An 18,478-nucleotide genomic window follows, 5' to 3' on the forward strand; every position below is an offset into this window, starting at 1 on the left:
AGAGCATATATGTCCAGTAATACGGTTGCCGAGTTTGCAAGAGAGCTCAACAAGACCCCTGACACGTTGCTGCAGCAGCTCAAGGCTGCAGGCGTCGCCAAGGACAACGCATCGGATGCGTTGACCGACGGCGACAAGCAGCAACTGCTCAGCCATCTGCAGGCCAGCCACGGAAGTGGCGCCAAGAAGATCACGCTGACCAAACGGTCCACAAGCGAGATCAAGCAGGCCGATTCGTCGGGCCGCGCCCGCACCATCCAGGTGGAAGTGCGCAAGAAGCGCACCTTCGTCAAGCGTGACGAGGTCGCCGAGGGCGCCTCCGATCCCGCTGTCGTTGCCGCTGCCCAGGAGCAGCGCGCGGCATCGGAGCGCGAGTCCCAGGATCTGGTGCGCCGCGAAGGGGAAGCACGTCGCCAGGCCGAAATGATCGGCCGCGAGGAGGAAGAATTGGCACAGCAACGCCGTGAGCGCGAAGAGCGCGAACTAGTTCAACAACGCGAACGAGAAGCCGAAGAGCGCGCAAGCGCCTATGCGGCTGCAGAAGCCGCAAAGATCCTCGAGGCCAACCGCGCGAAGCAGGAAGCTTCGCGTGAGCAGGCTGCAGGCCAGGCCGCGCGCGCCGAAGCCCAGGTTGCGGCTCGCGTCAAGGCCGAGGAAGAATCCAAGGCCCGCGCGGCCGAGGAAGCCGAACGCGCCAAGGATCTGGAAGACCGCCGCCGCAAGGCGCTGGCCGAGGCCGAAGCCATTCGCGCCATGATGGCTGCGCCCAAGAAGGTGCTCGTGGCCAAGAAGCCTGAAGAGCCCAAGCCCGTGGCCAAGCCTGCAGCGCCCGCTGCCGGCGATGCCAAGAAGACCACGCTGCACAAGCCTGCCGGCACGACCGCCGGTGGAGCCGGTGCGCGTGCGGGTGCGCCTGCCGGTGCCGGCAAGGAAGTCAAGTCCGCCAAGCTCTCGTCGAGCTGGGCTGGCGATGGCAAGAAGAAGGAAATCAAGACCCGTGGCGACAGCTCCGGTGGCGTGGGTGGCCGTTCCAACTGGCGCGGCGGCCCGCGTGGCGGCCGTCGTGGCAATGACCGTCATGACGGTCAGCACCAGAGCGCGGCAGCGGAATTCCGCGCCATCGAAGTGCACGTGCCCGAGACCATCACCGTGGCCGAACTGGCGCACAAGATGTCGGTCAAGGCGTCCGAGCTGATCAAGGTGCTGATGAAGATGGGCCAGATGGTCACCATCAACCAGCCTCTGGACCAGGACACGGCCATGATCGTGGTCGAGGAAATGGGCCACACGGCCAAGGTCGCCGCGCTGGACGATCCCGAAGCCTTCACGGCCGAGGAAGTGTCCCAGCAGGAAGCTGCTCAGGAGTCGCGTGCTCCCGTGGTCACCGTCATGGGCCACGTGGACCACGGCAAGACCTCGCTGCTGGACTACATCCGCCGCACCAAGGTGGCGTCGGGCGAAGCCGGTGGCATTACCCAGCACATCGGTGCCTACCATGTGACGACGCCCCGCGGCATCGTAACCTTCCTGGATACCCCGGGCCACGAGGCCTTCACGGCCATGCGTGCCCGTGGTGCCCAGGCTACCGACATCGTCATCCTGGTGTGCGCGGCCGACGACGGCGTGATGCCCCAGACCAAGGAAGCCATCAAGCACGCGAAGGCGGCTGGTGTGCCCATCGTGGTTGCCATCACCAAGGCCGACAAGCCCGATGCCAACCTCGACCGCGTCAAGCAAGGCCTGGTGGCCGAGCAGGTGGTGCCTGAAGAGTACGGCGGCGAGTCCCCGTTCATCGCCGTGTCCTCCAAGACCGGCCAGGGCATCGACGAGCTGCTGGAGCAGGTTCTGCTGCAGGCTGAAGTGCTGGAGCTGACCGCTCCCGTGGAAGCCGCTGCCAAGGGCCTGGTCATCGAAGCCCAGCTGGACAAGGGCCGCGGCCCTGTGGCCACGGTGCTGGTGCAGTCCGGTACGCTGAAGGTGGGCGACGTGGTGCTGGCAGGCCAGACCTACGGCCGCGTGCGCGCCATGCTGGACGAAGACGGCAAGCAGACCAAGTCTGCCGGCCCCTCCATCCCGGTGGAAATCCAGGGTCTGTCCGACGTGCCCCAGGCCGGCGACGACTTCATGGTGCTGCAGGACGAGCGTCGTGCCCGCGAAATCGCGACCTACCGCGCCGGCAAGTTCCGCCACACCAAGCTGGCCCGCCAGCAGGCTGCCAAGCTCGAGAACATGTTTGCCGAAATGGGTGCAGGCGAGGTCCAGACCCTGCCCATCATCATCAAGGCCGACATGCAGGGCTCGCAGGAAGCGCTGGGCACATCGCTGCTCAAGCTCTCGACCGACGAGATCCGCGTTCAGCTGGTCTACTCGGGCGTGGGCGGCATCAGCGAGTCCGACGTGAACCTGGCGCTGGCCTCCAAGGCCATCATCATCGGCTTCAACGTCCGGGCCGATGCCCAGGCTCGCAAGACGGCCGAGAGCAACGATGTGGACCTGCGCTACTACAACATCATCTACGACGCAGTCGAAGAGGTGAAGGCGGCCATGTCCGGCATGCTGGCTCCCGAGCGCAAGGAAGAGATCATCGGCATGGCCGAGATCCGCACCGTGTTCGTGGCTTCGAAGATCGGCACCGTGGCCGGCTCGTACATCACGCAAGGCCAGGTCACGCGCAATGCGCATTTCCGCCTGCTGCGCGAGAACGTGGTCATCTACACGGGCGAGATCGAATCGCTCAAGCGCCTGAAGGACGACGTCAAGGAAGTCAAGGAAGGCTTCGAGTGCGGTATCAAGCTCAAGAACTACAACGACATTCGCGAAGGCGACGTGCTCGAAGTGTTCGAGATCAAGGAAATCGCGCGCTCGCTGTAATTCGCCATGGCAACACGCAAGTCCGCTGCGCCGAATCGCAGCTTCAAAGTCTCTGACCAGATCCAGCGTGATCTGGCAGAGCTGATCGCGCGCGAGTTGAAGGACCCGCGCGTGGGCATGGTCACGCTGCAAAGCGTGGAGGTGACTCCGGACTATGCCCACGCCAAGGTCTACTTCAGCCTGCTCGTGGGCGATCCACAGGCGACGCAGGAAGCGTTGAACCAGGCCGCAGGCTTCCTGCGCAATGGCCTGTTCAAGCGCCTGCACATCCACACAGTGCCCACGCTGCACTTCATCTACGACCGCACCTCCGAGCGTGCGGCCGACATGAACGCCTTGATCGCCAAGGCCGTTTCTTCGCGCGGAAAGGAAGAGTAGCCCCATGAACGCGCCACGCACAAGGGTGCAGCGGCGCCCTGTGCATGGGGTGTTGCTACTCGACAAACCGCTGGAGCTGTCCAGCAACGACGCCTTGCAAAAGGTCAAGTGGTTGCTGCGCGCCGAAAAGGCCGGACACACCGGCACGCTGGACCCGTTGGCCACCGGCGTGCTGCCGCTGTGCTTCGGTGCGGCGACCAAGTTCAGCCAGTTGCAGCTTGAAGCTGCCAAGACCTATGAGGCGATTGCGCGCCTGGGCCAGACCACGACCACGGCCGATGCCGAGGGCGAGGTGCTGCGCGAGCGCGCCGTTGACCTCGCCGCCCTCACGGCCGAGCGATTGGCCGCCGTGCAGGCGCAGTTCACGGGTGCGATCCGCCAGGTGCCACCCATGTACAGCGCCCTCAAGAAGGACGGCAAGGCTCTCTATGAATATGCGCGTGCCGGCATCGAAGTCGAGCGCCCGGCACGCGAAGTGACAATCCACGCACTGGAGCTTTCGCTGACGCAAGACAGCGAAGGCCTGCCTGCGATCCGGATGCTGGTGACCTGCAGCAAGGGCACCTACATCCGCACGCTGGCCGAGGACGTGGGCGAGGCCCTGGGCTGCGGCGCGCACCTGCGCGCGCTGCGCCGTATCGACACCGGGGGGCTGGGTGTCGAGCGCTGTATCTCGCTGGAGGCGCTGGCCGCCATGGGCGAGGGCGAGCGTCTGCAGCAGTTGCAGCCTGTCGACGCCCTGCTGGCCAGCCACACGGCTGTCACGCTGGGCGAGCAAGATGCGGCCCGTTTTCTCACGGGCCTGCCCCGCAAGGGCGCTTGGGCCGATGCCGAGGCGGTGGCTGTGTATGGCGAGAACCCACAGGCTCTGCTGGGAGTGGGGCGCGTGGTGCGTGGGGAACTGATCCCCGGGCGCCTGCTCAGTTCACTGGAAATTCAACAGATTTTGGAAGACACGCCGCGCCCATGACGCAGCGGCAATGGGAAAACACTATGAGCAAACAAATCCGCAATATCGCGATCATCGCCCACGTGGACCACGGCAAAACCACCATGGTGGACCAGCTGCTGCGCCAATCCGGAACCTTCGCCGAACACGAGAAAGTCGTGGACACGGTGATGGACAACAACGCCATCGAACGCGAGCGTGGCATCACCATCCTGGCCAAGAACTGCGCCGTGAGCTGGAACGAGACGCACATCAACATCCTCGACACACCCGGCCACGCGGACTTCGGCGGTGAAGTGGAGCGTGCCCTGTCCATGGTGGACGGCGTGGTGCTGCTGATCGACGCGCAGGAAGGCCCCATGCCCCAGACGCGCTTCGTGACCAAGAAGGCACTGGCCCTGGGCCTGAAGCCCATCCTCGTGGTCAACAAGGTGGACAAGCCCGGTGCGCGTCCCGACTACGTGGTCAACGCCGCATTCGACCTGTTCGACAAGCTGGGTGCCACCGACGAGCAGCTGGACTTCCCCGTGGTGTACGCCTCGGGCATCAACGGCTGGACCTCGCTGGAAGAAGGCGCTCCCGGCGAACAGTGGGGCCCCGACATGTCGGCCCTGTTCGACACCATCCTGAAGCACGTTCCCGCCGTCAAGGGCGATCCTGCCGCTCCGCTGCAAATGCAGATCTCGGCGCTGGACTACTCCACCTTCGTGGGCCGTATCGGCGTGGGCCGCATCACCTCCGGCACGCTCAAGCCTTCGACCGACGTGCTGGTCATGGAAGGTCCTGACGGCAAGAGCTACAAGGGCCGCATCAACCAGGTTCTGAAGTTCCAGGGCATTGACCGCGTGCAAGTGACCGAAGCCGGTCCCAGCGACATCGTGCTGGTCAACGGCATCGCCGACCTGGGCATGGGCGTCACGCTGACCGACCCGCTGAACCCCCAGCCGCTGCCGATGCTCAAGATCGACGAGCCCACGCTGACCATGAACTTCTGCGTCAACACCTCGCCGCTGGCAGGTCGTGAAGGCAAGTTCGTGACCAGCCGCCAGATCTGGGACCGCCTGCAAAAGGAACTGCGTTCCAACGTGGCCCTGCGCGTCAAGGAAACCGACGAAGACGGCATCTTCGAAGTGTCGGGCCGCGGCGAACTGCACCTGACCATCCTGCTGGAAGAAATGCGCCGTGAAGGCTACGAGCTGGCCGTGTCCAAGCCCCGCGTGGTCTACCGCGACGTGGACGGCGTGCGCCACGAGCCTATCGAGCTGGTGACGGCCGACATCGAAGAAGGCCACCAGGGTGGCGTGATGCAGGCCCTGGGGGAGCGCAAGGGCGAGCTGGTCAACATGGAACCCGATGGCCGCGGCCGCGTGCGCCTGGAGTACCGCATTCCTGCGCGTGGCCTGATCGGCTTCACCAACGAATTCCTGAACCTGACCCGTGGTTCCGGCCTGATCTCCAACATCTTCGACAGCTACGAGCCGCACAAGGGCGAAATCGGCGGCCGCAAGAACGGTGTGCTGATCTCCATGGACGAAGGCGAAATCTTCACCTACGCCCTGGGCAAGCTGGACGACCGTGGCCGCATGTTCGTCAAGGCCAACGATCCCGTGTACGAAGGCATGATCATCGGCATCCACAGCCGTGACAACGACCTGGTGGTCAACGCCACGCGTACCAAGCAGCTGACCAACTTCCGCGTGTCCGGCAAGGAAGATGCCATCAAGATCACGCCCCCGATCGACCTGTCGCTGGAATACGCGGTGGAATTCATCGAGGACGACGAGCTGGTGGAAATCACCCCCAAGAGCATCCGCGTTCGCAAGCGCCACCTGTCCGAGAACGAGCGCAAGCGCGCTTCGCGCGGCGCATAAGCGCTGTTGCGACCAGGGCGCACGCAAGCCGCATGGCTTCACCGCCCTGACTGTCAAAGGCCGCATCTGCGGCCTTTGTCTTTTGTGGCGCGCCGTTCAGGCGTGCGGGCGCCACGGCAAAGGAACTGCTGCTGCTGCTGCTGCTTGCAACTGCTTGCTACTGCAGCTGCAGCAGCAACTCGCGCAGTCGCTGCCCGGCCGCTGCGCTTTGCTGCGGATTGAGCGCCAGGGCCAGGCCGATGGAGGGCAGGTTCTCGGTATCTGCCAGCGCGCGGAACACCACCCCCGGCGTGCTGCCCTTGGCCACCACGGCTGGCACCAGCGCCACGCCCAGGCCCGCACCCACCAGGCTGACCAGGGTCTGCGCCTGCACGGCATGCTGCTTGACCTGGGGCATGAAGCCCGCGTTCTGGCAGGCCAGCACCACCAGCGCGTGCAGGCCTGGCACCTCGCTGGGGCGGTAGTTGATGAAGGGCTGGTCCGCCAGGTCCCGCAGCCGCAAGGCGGGCCGCTGCAGCAGCGGGTTGCCTTCGGGCAGCACGGCCACCAGCTCGTCCTTTTCCACGGGCGTGATGGACAGCTCGGTGGCCTGCGTCACCGGGTAGCGCAGCAGGCCGGCATCGAAATCGCCGCTGGCCACCTGCGCGCAGATCTCGCGCGTGGTCGATTCGGTCAGCACCAGGTCGATCAGCGGATATTCGCTGCGAAAGGCCTGCACCAGCCGCGGAATCAACGAGAACGTGGCCGATCCTATGAAGCCTATGTGCAGCCGCCCGCGCTCGCCGCCGGCCGTGGCGCGCGAGACCTCCTGCATCTGGCGCGCATGGTGCAGGGCCAGCTCGGCACTTTCCAGGGCCGCCAGGCCTGCCTCGGTCAGCGCCGTGCCCCGGCGGTCGCGCTGGAACAGCTGCACGCCCAGGCTGTCTTCCAGCCGGCGTATGGATTGGGACAGCGGCGGCTGCGACATGTGCAGCTGCTCGGCCGCCTGCCGGTAGTTGAGCGTGCGGGCCAGGGTGACGAAGTGACGCAGTTGGCGCAGGCCCATTGATATCCACCGTGTATCAGAGATGCTGAATTAAGTCTTAGACGCAACTTCAAAGATATCAAATACTGGTTCCCTGAAGCAACATGGAGACCACAGTGCAGGCTGCGTTGACAGGGATTCGGGTGCTGGATCTGTCCAGCGTGGTGTTCGGGCCGCTGGCCAGCCAGGTGCTGGCCGACTACGGCGCCGAAGTCATCAAGATCGAGCCGCCGGCCGGCGACTCCACGCGCCATACCGGCCCGGCCGTGGAGCCCGGCATGGCAGCCATGTTCATGGGCACCAACCGCAGCAAGAAGAGCGTGGTGCTGGACCTCAAGCGGGAAGAGTCGCGCCAGGCCCTGCATGCGCTGCTGGCCACGGCCGATGTGTTCATGCACAGCATGCGGCCGCAAAAGCTGGCCCCGCTGGGCCTGGACCCCGCAACGCTGCGCGAGCGCTATCCGCGCCTGGTCTATGCAGGCCTGCATGGCTTTGGCGAGGACGGACCCTATGCGGGCATGCCCGCCTATGACGACGTCATCCAGGGCATGAGCGGCCTGGCCGACCTGATGGAACGCCAGACGGGCGAGGCGCGCTACCTGCCCACCATTGCGGCCGACAAGACCTGCGCCCTGGTAGCCGCGCATGCCGTGCTGGCGGCGCTGTTCCAGCGCGAGCGCAGCGGCCATGGCTGCTTTGTGGAAGTGCCCATGTACGAGACCATGGTGGGCTTCAACCTGGTCGAGCATTTCTACGGCATGCACTTCAGCCCCGCGCTCAGCGGCGCAGGCTATCCGCGCGTGATGGCGCCCTGGCGCAAGCCCTACCGAACGCTGGACGGCCACGTCTGCATGATGCCGTACACCGATGCGCACTGGCAGCGCTTCTTCGCCGCCGTGGGCCAGCCGCGGCTGGCCCTGGATGCGCGCTTTGCCAGCCAGGCCAGCCGCACGGCCCACATCGCCGAGCTGCTGGAGACCGCGGGCGAGCATGTGGCGCTGCACGGCACCCAGCACTGGCTCGATACCTGCCAGCGCCTGGAGATTCCTGCCGCCCCGGTGGCGCGCATGGACGATCTGCCCGCCGATCCACACCTGCAGGCCACGGAGTTCTTCGTGCCGCTGCAGGACGCCGCCATGGGCACCGTGCACCTGCCACGTTCTTCCGTGCGCATGGATGGCCGGCAGGCCCCCATGGGTATGCCACCGCGCCTGGGCGAGCACACGGCGGCGCTGCTGGCCCAGGCGGGCTGGAGCGCCGAGCGCATCGCCGGCCTGCAGATCACGCAACAGGAGACATGAGATGACAGTGAACACCCCGCAGCCCCACCCTGGCGCCGCCTGGAACGCCGTGCCCCGCATGGGCCAGGGCTTTTTCTGGCAGGACCTGCAGATCGGCCAGCAACTGCGCACCTTCCGCCGCACCGTGACCGAGTCCGACCTGGTCGCCTTCATCAATGCCACGGGCATGCTGGAGGCCATCTTCATCGAGGAGGGCTACGACGGCGGCGCCATTGCCGGCCGGCCCGTGCCGGGCGCCATGACCTATGCGCTGATCGAAGGCTTCATCCTGCAAAGCATGATCCAGGGCACGGGCTTGGCCATGCTGGAGCTGCACCAGAAGATCCTCGGCCCCGTGCTGGTGGGCGACACCATCGAGGCGCTGGTCGAAGTCACCGCCATCAAGCCCACCTCCAAGGGCAACCGCGCCGTCGTCACCTCGCGCATCGAGGTCTTCAACCAGGGCCACCAGAAGGTCATGGAATACACGGCCGTGCGCCTGCTGGCCGGGCGCAGCTAGGCGGCCACAAGCATTCCCATAACGACACCAGGAGACAAAAGCATGGACAAGCAGATCGACAAGGCGGCCCGCAATAGAAGGCGCCGCATGGCGCTGGTCACCCTGGCGGCCCCCATTGCGGCGGCTGCGGCGGTGGCAGTGGGTGCGGCACTGCCCGGCGCCGCGCTGGCGCAACAGCCCTGGCCCAGCAAGCCCATCACGATGGTCGTGCCCTTCCCGCCGGGCGGGCCCACCGACCTGGTGGCGCGCGTGCTGGCCCAGCAGGTCGGCCAGCAACTGGGCCAGACCGTGATCGTGGACAACCGGCCCGGAGCCAATGGCAACATCGGCAATGCCCTGGTGGCCAAGGCCGCGCCCGATGGCTATACCGTGCTCTACAACACCTCGTCCATTGCGCTGAGCCCGTCGCTTTACAAGAAGATGAGCTACGACGTGGGCAAGGACCTGATGCCCGTGGCGCTGACGGCCGTGGTGCCGCTGGGCCTGGTGGTCAATCCCAAGCTGCCGGTGAAGAACGTGCAGGAGTTCGTGCGCCATGCCAGGGACAAGACCGGCCAGCTGTCCTATGGCTCGGCCGGCAACGGCAACGTCACCCACCTGGCGGCCTTCCAGGTCGTGCAGCACTACCAGATCGAGGCCAGCCACGTGCCCTACAAGGGCAGCGCGCCGGCCGACGTGGATCTGGTCGCCGGGCAGATCGACTTCATGACCGACACCATCAATTCCGTCGCACCCTTCATCAAGGAGGGGCGGCTCAAGCTGCTGGCCGTCAGTTCCTCCAAGCGCCTGCCCAACTTCCCCGATGCACCCACGCTGGCCGAAAGCGGCATGTCCGGCTTCGAGGCCGGCGCCTGGCAGGGCGTGATGGTGCCCGCGAAGACGCCGGCCGCCATCATCCAGCGGCTCAACCAGGAGCTGATGCGCGCGCTCAAGGACCCGGGCGTGGTCGAGAAGCTGCAGCTGCAGGGCGCCGAAGGCCTGGGCTCCACGCCCGAGGAATACGGCGCCTATATCCGCAGCGAGATCAAGCGCTGGGCCGGCGTGGTCAAGAGCACGGGTGTCTCTCTGGACTGAGTGAGGGGCGTTGCGGCACCTGTCGCGCAGTTGCGCAGTTGCGCATATTGGCACCTGTTTGTCAGGGGTGGGCGCGGTTTTTCAGCTATGGTTGCGGCTCATTGCCCCGGGCTGCCGGGGCAGGGCATGCATAGCAACAAGGAGCAAGATATGACGGGAGCTGCCGGCGAAGTCCTCAGCGAAGTGCGGGGCCGCATGGGCATGATCACCTTGAACCGGGCCAAGGCGCTGAATGCGCTGTCGCTGGGCATGGTGCGCGATCTGCTGGCCACCCTGCTGGCCTGGCAAAAGGATGAGCAGGTGCTGGCCGTGGCCATCCGAGGCATGGGCAAGGAAGGGGTCTTCGGCGCCTTCTGCGCGGGCGGGGACATCCGCTTCCTGCATGGCGCGGGCAGCACGGGCAATCCGCAGCTGGAGGACTTCTTCACCGAGGAGTACGCGCTCAACCACCTGATCCACACCTTTGGCAAGCCCTACATCGCCTTCATGGACGGCATCGTCATGGGCGGCGGCATGGGCATCAGCCAGGGCGGCACGCTGCGCATCGTCACCGAACGCACCAAGATGGCCATGCCCGAGACGGCCATCGGCCTGTTCCCCGATGTGGGTGGCGGCTACTTCCTATCGCGCTGCCCGGGTCACGCGGGTGAGTGGCTGGCGCTGACGGGCGATGTGATCGGCGCGGCCGATGCGCTGGACTTCGGCCTGGCCGATGGCTACCTGCCCTCGGACCAGCAGCCTGCGCTGTGGGACGCGCTGGCCGCCGGCAGCTTTGCCGATGCAGCGGCCGTCGAGGCCCTGGTGAATTCGAAGTTCACGGCCCCGGCCAAGCCAGCGGCCCAGCCCCGCGCCGAGATCGACCGCGTGTTCGCCCTGCCCACGGTGGCTGCCATGGTGCAGGCGCTGGAAGCGGCAGATGGCGAGTGGGCGCAGCACACGGCAGCCACGCTGCGCAAGCGCTCGCCCCTGATGCTGCACGTGGTGCTGGAACAGATTCGCCGCGCGCGCGGCATGACGCTGGCCCAGGACCTGCGCATGGAGCGCGACATGGTGCGCCACTGCTTCTACCTGCGCCCCGGCCAGAGCGAGACCATCGAAGGCATACGCGCACTGGCCGTGGACAAGGACCACCAACCGCGCTGGAACCCTGCGCGCATCGAGGATGTGCAGGAAGCGCAGTGGCGCGCCTTCTTCGACAGCCCCTGGCCTGCGCATTCGCATCCGCTGGCGGCGCTGGACTGATCGCGGCGCAGAGCGTTCAGCGTTCAAGCTTCCAAAAGGCCATCCGGCGCCATGCCGGGTGGCCTTTTTGCATTCAACGATCCGCAGGCTCCATGCTGCAGGCCTGGCCGGCAAGCAGCCGGACAGCATGTTCTATGCGCGGCCCCGGGTCCCATTCGGGCACGGGCGGCGTCAGGCCCAGGGCCATCTGCCGCAGCGGCTCGGCAATGACCATGGAAAGCAGCAGGTCGCAGACGACTTCGGGCTGCTCGGCCCGCAGCAACCCCTTGCCGCACTGGCGCCGCAGCCAGTCCACCAGCATGCCGCGGCCGCGCTCAATGCCGTTGCGCTGGTAGACCTCCAGCAGCTCCGGCTTGGCGGGGAAATCGGTGGTGAGCAGGCGGAACATTCCCACCGCCTCCGCCGACAGCACGCGCGCGGCAATCACGCGCAGGATCTCGGCCAGCGCTGGCGCCACCTCTGCGGCCGATTGCGCATCGGCCGACAGGGCGGGGCGGAAACCGTCGGTCCAGCCGCGCACCACCAGGGCCACCAGATCCTCGCGGTTGGCCGCAAAGCGGTAGAGCGTTTTCTTGGCCAGCCCTGCGCGCCGGGCCACGGCTTCCATGGTGGTGGCGGCATAGCCTTCGTTGAGCAAGAGCCAGGTGGCGGCGGCCAGGGCGGCGTCGTTGGCCTCGTGCTCGGGCCGGGCTGGCCGCCCGCGCGGCCTGGGGGCCGCAGGAGTGATTTCGGATTCCATTGGATTTCTTGTCGTTCCGTTCGGTGTTGTGCAGGGTCGTGCCTGGTTGTGCAGCATTTTGTTACCCGGCAGGGATTATCTGATTGTTTGGAAACGATATTCGTTTCTTTAATATAAGATGGCTTTTCCTCATCAACCCAGGAACGGAAAACACCCATGAACCCCCATGCCTTCGAGCCCGACATTTCCCGCATCGACGAGCTGCTGCACATCACGCCGCTGCGGCTGGAGACGGGAATCCAGCGCCTGCCCAGCGGCTGCCTGGTGGTGGCCTGCCGCACCGACCTGCATGGCTGCAGCGGCCGCATGCTGGACTGGTGGTTCAAGTTCTTCGAGACCACGCAGCACATCAAGTGGTGGCATCCGCATGACCACATCGCGCATCGCGGTTGGGATGCGCAATGGAAGAAGGGCGAGAGCTACATCGGCGCGTCCATCGAGGCCGTGGAGTCCCTGGCCGATATTCCGCCCGTGGCGGCCAGGCTCAAGTTCCACGACCCGCGCGAGCTGTTCGACCCTGCGCAGCTGGAGCTGGCCTTTGCCGAAAAACGCGCATCGGCCGCCGTGTATGCGCGTATCGGCTTCGGCGAGCATGTGCAGCTGGACGCCAGCGGGGACCCCATGGACGGGCAGATGGTGCACCTGGCGCGTGACACGCCTTTTGGCTGCGTGCTGCGCAGCCGCTTTTTGCTGGGCCAGTCCTGCGCCGACCCGGCGGCCGAGCTGCCTGACGCGCTGGGCCTGGGCCTGCTACGCCATTGCTACACGGAGTTCACCTACCTGTCGCGCTTCCTGCCCTCGCTGTACTACGGCGAGCATGGCAACGGCGAGGCGGCGCCGCTGCCCTGGTAGACGTGGCCCCAGGCTTCAAAGCTGCTGGTGCACGGCCGTGGCCAGCTGCAGCAGCCGGTTGCGCGGCAGGGCGCCGCTGAGCGCATAGCCAAAGCCCTGGTCCACCCAGTAGAAGCTGGGCACGGGGCCATCGCTGCTGAAGTGAAAGGCGGTCTCGCCGCGCGTAGCCGGGTCCTCCAGCGCACCCAGGTAGAGGGTGATGCGCTCGCCGGCCGCGTCCTGGTACATGAACTGGGCGCGTGCGCCGCTGTCGCCGGGCAGCAATCGGCCGCCCACCAGCTCATAGCCCAGGTCCGTGAGTGCCGGCAGCTTCAGCGGCCGGCCCAGGCGCTTGGACAGCCACTGCAGCAGATGGGCCTGCTGCGCGGCCTCCACCTCGACCGGGTGGCGCTGCTCGGGCTGGTAGACCGCGTGTGCAACGGCCGCCTGGTGGGCGAAGCGGGCCGGGGTGGCGGCGGCCAGCGTGGCCGCCGTGGATGGCGCGGCGGCGGGCACCGCCTGCTGCCCATGCACCAGCCAGCCCAGGCCGAAGGCCAGCATCCAGCCCGCGGCCATGCCACCCCAGCGCCACCACTGCTGCTGGCGCTGGTGCAGGCCCTGCAACTGTTCGGCGGCGGCGCGCATTTCGTCGGGCATGCCGGATTCATCCCGGGCGGCATGCAGGGCGCGCAGCAACTGGCGCTGGCGTTGCCATTGCTCCACGCGCGCGGCACTGTCTTCGTCCAGCTGGTCGCGCAGCGCCTGCGCCTGCTGCGCGGGCAGGCGGCCATCGACCAGGGCGTGCAACTGCTCGTCGGAAATGGGCGGGGGCAAGGGCGAGGAAGATGAAAGAGGGGTGGGGGCGGATGCGGTCATGGCGGCCTCTTCATTTGAGCCGGCGCAGCGCGGGGGCTGCGGCTTGGGGTGTTGCGGCCTTGGCAGTCGGTGCTGACTGTGCAGGCGCTGCAGAGGAGGCCGAAGTGGCCGATGGGGCCTCCATCAATTCGCGCAGCCGGGACCGTGCGCGCGACAGGCGCGACATCACGGTGCCCAGGGGCAGCTGCAGCACGCGCGCCGTGTCGGCGTAGCTCATGTCCTCCACGCTGACCAGCAGCAGCACGGCCCGCTGCTCGGCGGGCAGGCGCTGCAGGCAGCGCTCCAGGTCCAGGGCCGCGTCGCTGCTGTCCTCGGGTGCGGCCAGGGTCTCGGACAGGCTGTCTATGTCCAGCCACTGCCCGCGCGCGGCAGAGCGCCGCTGGTTCAGGTAGAGGTTGTGCATCAGCGTGAACAGCCAGGCGCGCAGATCGCCGTCGGGGCGCCACAGCAGCCATTTGCGGCAGGCACGCTCCAGCGTGTCCTGCACCAGGTCGTCGGCGGCCCAGGCATCGCCTGCCAGCAGCCGCGCGTAGCGGCGCAGGCCGGGCAGGTGCTCCAGGATCTGGCTGCGGTCCATGGGCAGGTCCGAAGGCGGATGCGGCTGGAATCAGGGGCGTGCGGTATGCCAGACGCCCATGACGCCGTCGCCCGTGGTGTCACCGGCCTTGCCGTCCTTCACCCAGTAGTACAGCGGCTTGCCCTTGTAGGCGATCTGGCTGCTGCCATCGTCGCGCTGGATCACGCTGTAGTTGCCGCCGGACGGCGCCTGCTTGCCCATCAGCGGCGGCCAGTTGGTCGCGCAGGGGCCGTTGCAGACGGACTTGCCGCTGCCGGCCGTGTCCTTGTCGAAGGTGTAGAGCGTCATGCCGTTGGCGCCGACCAGCATGCCGTTTTGCACGCTGACCGCGCTGGGCGGGGTCTGGCCAGAGGCGTTGGCCGCAGGCGCGGAATAGCAGCCTGCCAGGGTCAATGTCAGGGCTGCCGTGAAGGCACAGGTACCAAGTTTCATGCCGAGCTTCTTCATCGCTGTCTCCGGTGCTTGCCGGCGCGCGAAATTGCGGCCGGACATTGCAATGAACACTGGGCCGTGCCGGTTTATTCCGCAGCAGTGCAAAAAAAGCTGCGGATGCCCGTCAACGGTTGAAGCTCTTCATGGCGCGCTCGACCTCGCGCTTGCCTTCGCGGTCCTTGATCACGTCGCGCTTGTCGTGCTCGGCCTTGCCCTTGGCAAGGGCGATGTCGCACTTGACGAAGCCGTTCTTCCAGTGGAGGTTGATGGGCACCAGCGTGAAGCCCTTTTGCTCGACCTTGCCGATCAGGCGCAGGATGTCGTCCTTCTTGAGCAGCAGCTTCTTGATGCGCGCCGCGTCGGGATTGACGTGGGTGGAGGCGGTCTTGAGCGGGTTGATCTGGCAGCCGAGCAGGAACAGCTCGCCGTCCTTGACGATGACGTAGCCGTCGGTCAGCTGCACCTTGCCGCTGCGCAGCGCCTTCACTTCCCAGCCGTGCAGCACGATGCCGGCCTCGAAGCGTTCTTCGAAGAAGTAGTTGAACGCGGCTTTTTTGTTGTCGGCGATGCGCGACTGTGTTTCAGGTTTCTTGGCCATGGAGTAATAGATGCGGCGAAAACCTGGAGATGAAAGCTCTCCATACAATACTGGATTGCCGTCTCGCCTCCGTGCGGGATTTTAGTTTCGCCTTGCCGTCATTGTGACAGCCGTATGCGCCATGACCGCGCAGCCGGTGTTTTGCATGCCGTGCAGCCCGCCCCATTCATGAAAAAAGTCAACAAGTCCGTCCTGATCTGGTACAGCCCCCAAGAAATGTTTGCCCTGGTGACGGACGTGGCCCACTATGCCGACTTCCTCCCCTGGTGCGACCAGGCCAGGGTGCTGGAGCAGGACGAGCAGGGCATGACGGCCGAGGTGGGCATTGCATTCGGCGGCATGCGCAAGTCCTTCGTCACGCGCAACACGCACAGCGTGCTCGACGATGGCGGGCGCCAGGTCAGCATCCGCCTGATCAAGGGGCCGTTCTCGCGGCTGGAGGGCAACTGGATGTTCCGCCCCGTGGGCGACGGCTCGCAGCGTGCCTGCCGCGTGGAGCTGCAGCTGGACTATGGCTTTGACAACATGGCGCTGGCCGCCGTGGTCGGCCCGGTGTTCGACCGCATCGCGGGCTCCATGGTCGATGCCTTCGTCAAGCGCGCCGAGCAGGTCTATGGCTGAACCCCGGCCGTTTCTGTGCATCACGCTGGCATGCAGCCCGCGTGCCGGTGAAGTCGTTGAACTGGCCCTGCAATTGCCGGCCGGTGCCTCGATTGCCGACGCAGTCGAGGCCGCTGGTGGCTGGCAGGCGCTGGGCTTTGCACAGGAGGGGCCCGCTGGCCTTTGGGGCCGCAGCGCACCTTTGACGCAAGGCTTGCGCGATGGCGATCGCGTGGAGCTGTACCGGCCCTTGACCGTGGACCCCAAGGTGGCGCGCCGAGAGCGCTTTGCGCGCCAGGGAGCCCGCGCCACGGGCCTGTTCCAGCGCCAAAGGCCCGGGGCCAAGGCCGGTTACTGACGGAGGGAGGCGCTCAGCGCACCGGGCCGCAGTCCGAGGCGATGGTGGCGTCGGCGCGCTTGAGTTCGCTGTTGCGCGTGGCTTCGTCCATGAAGCCGCGTTCGCCCTGTGCATTGGTGTGTGCCAGCAGGCCGCCCGATGACAGTGCCGTCTTGGCCTGTTTTGCCCGCGCACAGTTTTCCTGGCGATCCTTGGCAATGCGGTCCTTTTCTGCCTTGGCCTTGGCGGCCTCCTGGGCCTCGGCCTTGCGCTTTTGCTCTTCCAGGGCCTTGTCGGTGCCTGCGGGCTTGGCGTCCTTGGCGTCCTTGGCGGCGGCGGCAGGCGCTGCCTGTGCCGTTGCATCTGCAGCGGGCTGCGTGGCCGCATCTGTAGCCGCCGGTGCCGTGGATGGCGCCGCCGCTGCTGGAGCGGGCGCGCTGCCGCCAGGCTGGCGCAGGATGTTCTTGGCCGGAATGTCAGGGGGTGGCGCGCGGTCGCTGAAGACCTTGCGGCCTGTGGCGTCGACCCATTGCCACTGGGCGGCTGCGGATAGCGAACAGGCGGCAAGCGCGGCTAGCAAAACAAGCTTGGTGGCATGCATGGTGATTGGGGTGATCGGGCCGGTTGCAGGTAGCAATAGCAGGAAATGATGGCGGGCAGCGATAGCGGGGAACAATGGCCTACAGCATACATTGTGATCCGGCGCACGGGTACAATCCTTCTTTTGGAGCTCTCACATGCGCCTTCTCGGTAAAGCCCTGACCTTCGACGACGTCCTCCTGGTCCCCGCTTTCTCCCAGGTCCTGCCCAAGGACACCTCGCTCAAGACGCGCTTTTCGCGCAACATCTCCCTGAACATCCCCTTGTGTCCGCCGCCATGGACACCGTGACCGAAGCGCGTCTGGCCATTGCCATCGCGCAAGAGGGCGGTATCGGCGTCATCCACAAGAACATGACGGCAGAGCAACAGGCTGCCGAAGTGTCCAAGGTCAAGCGCCACGAATCCGGCGTGGTGCACGACCCCGTGGTCATCACCCCGAGCACACCGTGCTGCAGGTGCTGCAGCTGTCCGAGAACCTGGGCATCTCCGGCTTTCCCGTGTGCGACGGCGGCAAGGTGGTCGGCATCGTCACCAGCCGCGACCTGCGCTTCGAGACCCGCTACGACGTCAAGGTCAGCCAGATCATGACGCCGCGCGAGCGCCTGATCACCGTCAACGAGAAGGACGGCACCACGCCCGTGGAAGCCAAGGCCCTGCTCAACAAGCACAAGCTCGAGCGCATCCTGGTCGTGAACGACGCCTTTGAACTCAAGGGCCTGATCACCGTCAAGGACATCACCAAGCAGACCACCTTCCCCAACGCAGCGCGTGACAGCGCAGGCCGCCTGCGCGTGGCCGCCGCCGTGGGCGTGGGCGAGGGCACCGAGCAGCGCGTGGAGCTGCTGGTCAAGGCCGGCGTCGATGCACTGGTGGTGGACACGGCCCACGGCCACAGCAAGGGCGTGATCGACCGCGTGCGCTGGGTCAAGCAGAACTACCCGCAGGTCGATGTCATCGGCGGCAACATCGCCACCGGCGCCGCCGCGCTGGCACTGGCCGAGGCAGGCGCCGACGCCGTCAAGGTCGGCATCGGCCCTGGCTCCATCTGCACCACGCGCATCGTCGCCGGTGTGGGCGTGCCCCAGATCATGGCCATCGACAGCGTGGCCCAGGCCCTGCAGGGCACGGGCGTGCCGCTGATCGCCGACGGCGGCATCCGCTTCTCGGGCGACATCGCCAAGGCCCTGGCCGCTGGCGCCTCGACCATCATGATGGGCGGCATGTTCGCCGGCACCGAAGAGGCTCCGGGCGAAGTCATCCTGTACCAGGGCCGTTCGTACAAGAGCTATCGCGGCATGGGCTCCATCGGCGCCATGCAGCAGGGCTCGGCCGACCGCTACTTCCAGGAATCGAGCACCGGCAATCCCAATGCCGACAAGCTCGTGCCCGAAGGCATCGAAGGCCGCGTGCCCTACAAGGGCTCCATGGTCTCCATCGTCTACCAGATGGCCGGCGGCGTGCGCGCTGCCATGGGCTACTGCGGCTGCGCCACCATCGAAGAGATGAACAACACGGCCGAGTTCGTGGAGATCACCGCCGCAGGCATCCGTGAATCGCACGTTCATGACGTGCAGATCACCAAGGAAGCGCCGAACTACCGCGCCGACTGATCCCGATCCAGCGCCTTGGCGCGAGATGGAAAAGAGGTCCGGGCAGCCGCTGCCCGGGCCTCTTTTTT

General features: G+C 66.3%; 18 protein-coding genes and 1 pseudogene. 12 read left to right on the top strand and 7 right to left on the bottom strand.

The genetic code is table 11. The features are described 5' to 3' along the window. Positions 1-9: 9 nt before the first annotated feature. The 4 genes from infB to typA are packed head-to-tail and all read left to right on the top strand — an operon-like array spanning position 10 to position 6,069. Entirely contained in the window at positions 10-2,871 is a 2,862-nt protein-coding gene (gene infB / locus CLV01_RS13930) for a translation initiation factor IF-2 (protein WP_013803037.1), read from the top strand. Between the two features lie 6 nt (positions 2,872-2,877). Beyond that, positions 2,878-3,249, top strand: a complete 372-nt coding sequence (gene rbfA / locus CLV01_RS13935) for a 30S ribosome-binding factor RbfA (RefSeq protein WP_012204835.1) — start codon at positions 2,878-2,880, stop codon at positions 3,247-3,249. Between the two features lie 4 nt (positions 3,250-3,253). Then, positions 3,254-4,219 (top strand): tRNA pseudouridine(55) synthase TruB, encoded by a 966-nt coding sequence (gene truB / locus CLV01_RS13940; RefSeq protein ID WP_012204836.1) that lies wholly within the window; start codon positions 3,254-3,256, stop codon positions 4,217-4,219. A gap of 23 nt (positions 4,220-4,242) precedes the next feature. After that, a complete protein-coding gene (typA, locus tag CLV01_RS13945; protein ID WP_034398352.1) occupies positions 4,243-6,069 on the top strand; it encodes a translational GTPase TypA in 1,827 nt (608 codons plus the stop codon). 157 nt (positions 6,070-6,226) lie between these two features. On the opposite strand, the gene CLV01_RS13950 is transcribed toward typA, so the two are convergent. Next, on the bottom strand, positions 6,227-7,114 hold the full coding sequence (locus CLV01_RS13950; protein ID WP_099734057.1) for a LysR family transcriptional regulator: 888 nt from the start codon (positions 7,112-7,114) through the stop codon (positions 6,227-6,229). Between the two features lie 83 nt (positions 7,115-7,197). On the opposite strand from CLV01_RS13950, the gene CLV01_RS13955 reads away from it, so the two are divergent. The 4 genes from CLV01_RS13955 (at position 7,198) to CLV01_RS13970 (ending at position 11,209) form a co-directional block, all read left to right on the top strand. After that, entirely contained in the window at positions 7,198-8,394 is a 1,197-nt protein-coding gene (locus tag CLV01_RS13955; protein WP_099734056.1) for a CaiB/BaiF CoA transferase family protein, read from the top strand. A gap of 1 nt (position 8,395) precedes the next feature. Then, the gene (locus CLV01_RS13960) at positions 8,396-8,893 is read left to right on the top strand and encodes a MaoC family dehydratase (RefSeq protein WP_034392170.1); all 498 of its coding nucleotides are present in this window, start codon (positions 8,396-8,398) and stop codon (positions 8,891-8,893) included. 42 nt (positions 8,894-8,935) lie between these two features. Then, positions 8,936-9,967, top strand: a complete 1,032-nt coding sequence (locus tag CLV01_RS13965; protein WP_099734055.1) for a Bug family tripartite tricarboxylate transporter substrate binding protein — start codon at positions 8,936-8,938, stop codon at positions 9,965-9,967. A 150-nt stretch (positions 9,968-10,117) separates the two neighbouring features. Next, positions 10,118-11,209, top strand: coding sequence for an enoyl-CoA hydratase/isomerase family protein (locus tag CLV01_RS13970; RefSeq protein WP_099735155.1), 1,092 nt, complete (start codon positions 10,118-10,120; stop codon positions 11,207-11,209). A 73-nt stretch (positions 11,210-11,282) separates the two neighbouring features. Here the strand turns inward: CLV01_RS13970 and CLV01_RS13975 are convergent, their stop codons facing one another. After that, a complete protein-coding gene (locus CLV01_RS13975) occupies positions 11,283-11,948 on the bottom strand; it encodes a TetR/AcrR family transcriptional regulator (RefSeq protein ID WP_099734054.1) in 666 nt (221 codons plus the stop codon). A gap of 156 nt (positions 11,949-12,104) precedes the next feature. Here CLV01_RS13975 and CLV01_RS13980 point away from each other — a divergent pair, with 156 nt between their 5' ends. Further along, positions 12,105-12,800 carry a DAPG hydrolase family protein gene (locus CLV01_RS13980; protein WP_013803030.1) on the top strand — a complete coding sequence of 232 codons (696 nt, stop codon included), beginning with the start codon at positions 12,105-12,107 and terminating at the stop codon, positions 12,798-12,800. Positions 12,801-12,815: 15 nt separating this feature from the next. Here CLV01_RS13980 and CLV01_RS13985 read toward each other — a convergent pair whose 3' ends face one another. The 4 genes from CLV01_RS13985 to smpB all read right to left on the bottom strand — a co-directional run bounded on the left by CLV01_RS13985 (position 12,816) and on the right by smpB (position 15,262). Beyond that, positions 12,816-13,655: an anti-sigma factor family protein gene (locus tag CLV01_RS13985; protein WP_099734053.1), complete on the bottom strand. Its 840-nt coding sequence runs from the start codon at positions 13,653-13,655 to the stop codon at positions 12,816-12,818. A 10-nt stretch (positions 13,656-13,665) separates the two neighbouring features. Beyond that, positions 13,666-14,232, bottom strand: a complete 567-nt coding sequence (locus CLV01_RS13990; RefSeq protein WP_088165184.1) for an RNA polymerase sigma factor — start codon at positions 14,230-14,232, stop codon at positions 13,666-13,668. A gap of 30 nt (positions 14,233-14,262) precedes the next feature. Then, positions 14,263-14,679 (bottom strand): COG4315 family predicted lipoprotein, encoded by a 417-nt coding sequence (locus CLV01_RS13995; protein WP_012204847.1) that lies wholly within the window; start codon positions 14,677-14,679, stop codon positions 14,263-14,265. Positions 14,680-14,788: 109 nt separating this feature from the next. Beyond that, positions 14,789-15,262 (bottom strand): SsrA-binding protein SmpB, encoded by a 474-nt coding sequence (gene smpB, locus CLV01_RS14000; RefSeq protein WP_013803027.1) that lies wholly within the window; start codon positions 15,260-15,262, stop codon positions 14,789-14,791. Positions 15,263-15,430: 168 nt separating this feature from the next. Between smpB and CLV01_RS14005 the strand changes: the two genes are divergently transcribed. Together CLV01_RS14005 and CLV01_RS14010 are read left to right on the top strand one after the other, a co-directional pair. Further along, positions 15,431-15,883 carry a type II toxin-antitoxin system RatA family toxin gene (locus tag CLV01_RS14005; protein WP_034398355.1) on the top strand — a complete coding sequence of 151 codons (453 nt, stop codon included), beginning with the start codon at positions 15,431-15,433 and terminating at the stop codon, positions 15,881-15,883. Beyond that, positions 15,876-16,220 carry an RnfH family protein gene (locus CLV01_RS14010; RefSeq protein WP_065347244.1) on the top strand — a complete coding sequence of 115 codons (345 nt, stop codon included), beginning with the start codon at positions 15,876-15,878 and terminating at the stop codon, positions 16,218-16,220. Before CLV01_RS14005 ends, CLV01_RS14010 begins: the two co-directional genes overlap by 8 nt. A 13-nt stretch (positions 16,221-16,233) precedes the next feature. Here the strand turns inward: CLV01_RS14010 and CLV01_RS14015 are convergent, their stop codons facing one another. After that, a complete protein-coding gene (locus CLV01_RS14015) occupies positions 16,234-16,800 on the bottom strand; it encodes a DUF4124 domain-containing protein (RefSeq protein WP_043820740.1) in 567 nt (188 codons plus the stop codon). Between the two features lie 136 nt (positions 16,801-16,936). Here CLV01_RS14015 and guaB point away from each other — a divergent pair. Further along, positions 16,937-18,410 (top strand): annotated as a pseudogene (guaB, locus tag CLV01_RS14020) (IMP dehydrogenase). The last annotated feature ends 68 nt before the right edge of the window (positions 18,411-18,478 follow it).

Source organism: Delftia sp. 60 (genome assembly GCF_002754395.1).
Lineage (GTDB): Bacteria > Pseudomonadota > Gammaproteobacteria > Burkholderiales > Burkholderiaceae_C > Comamonas > Comamonas acidovorans.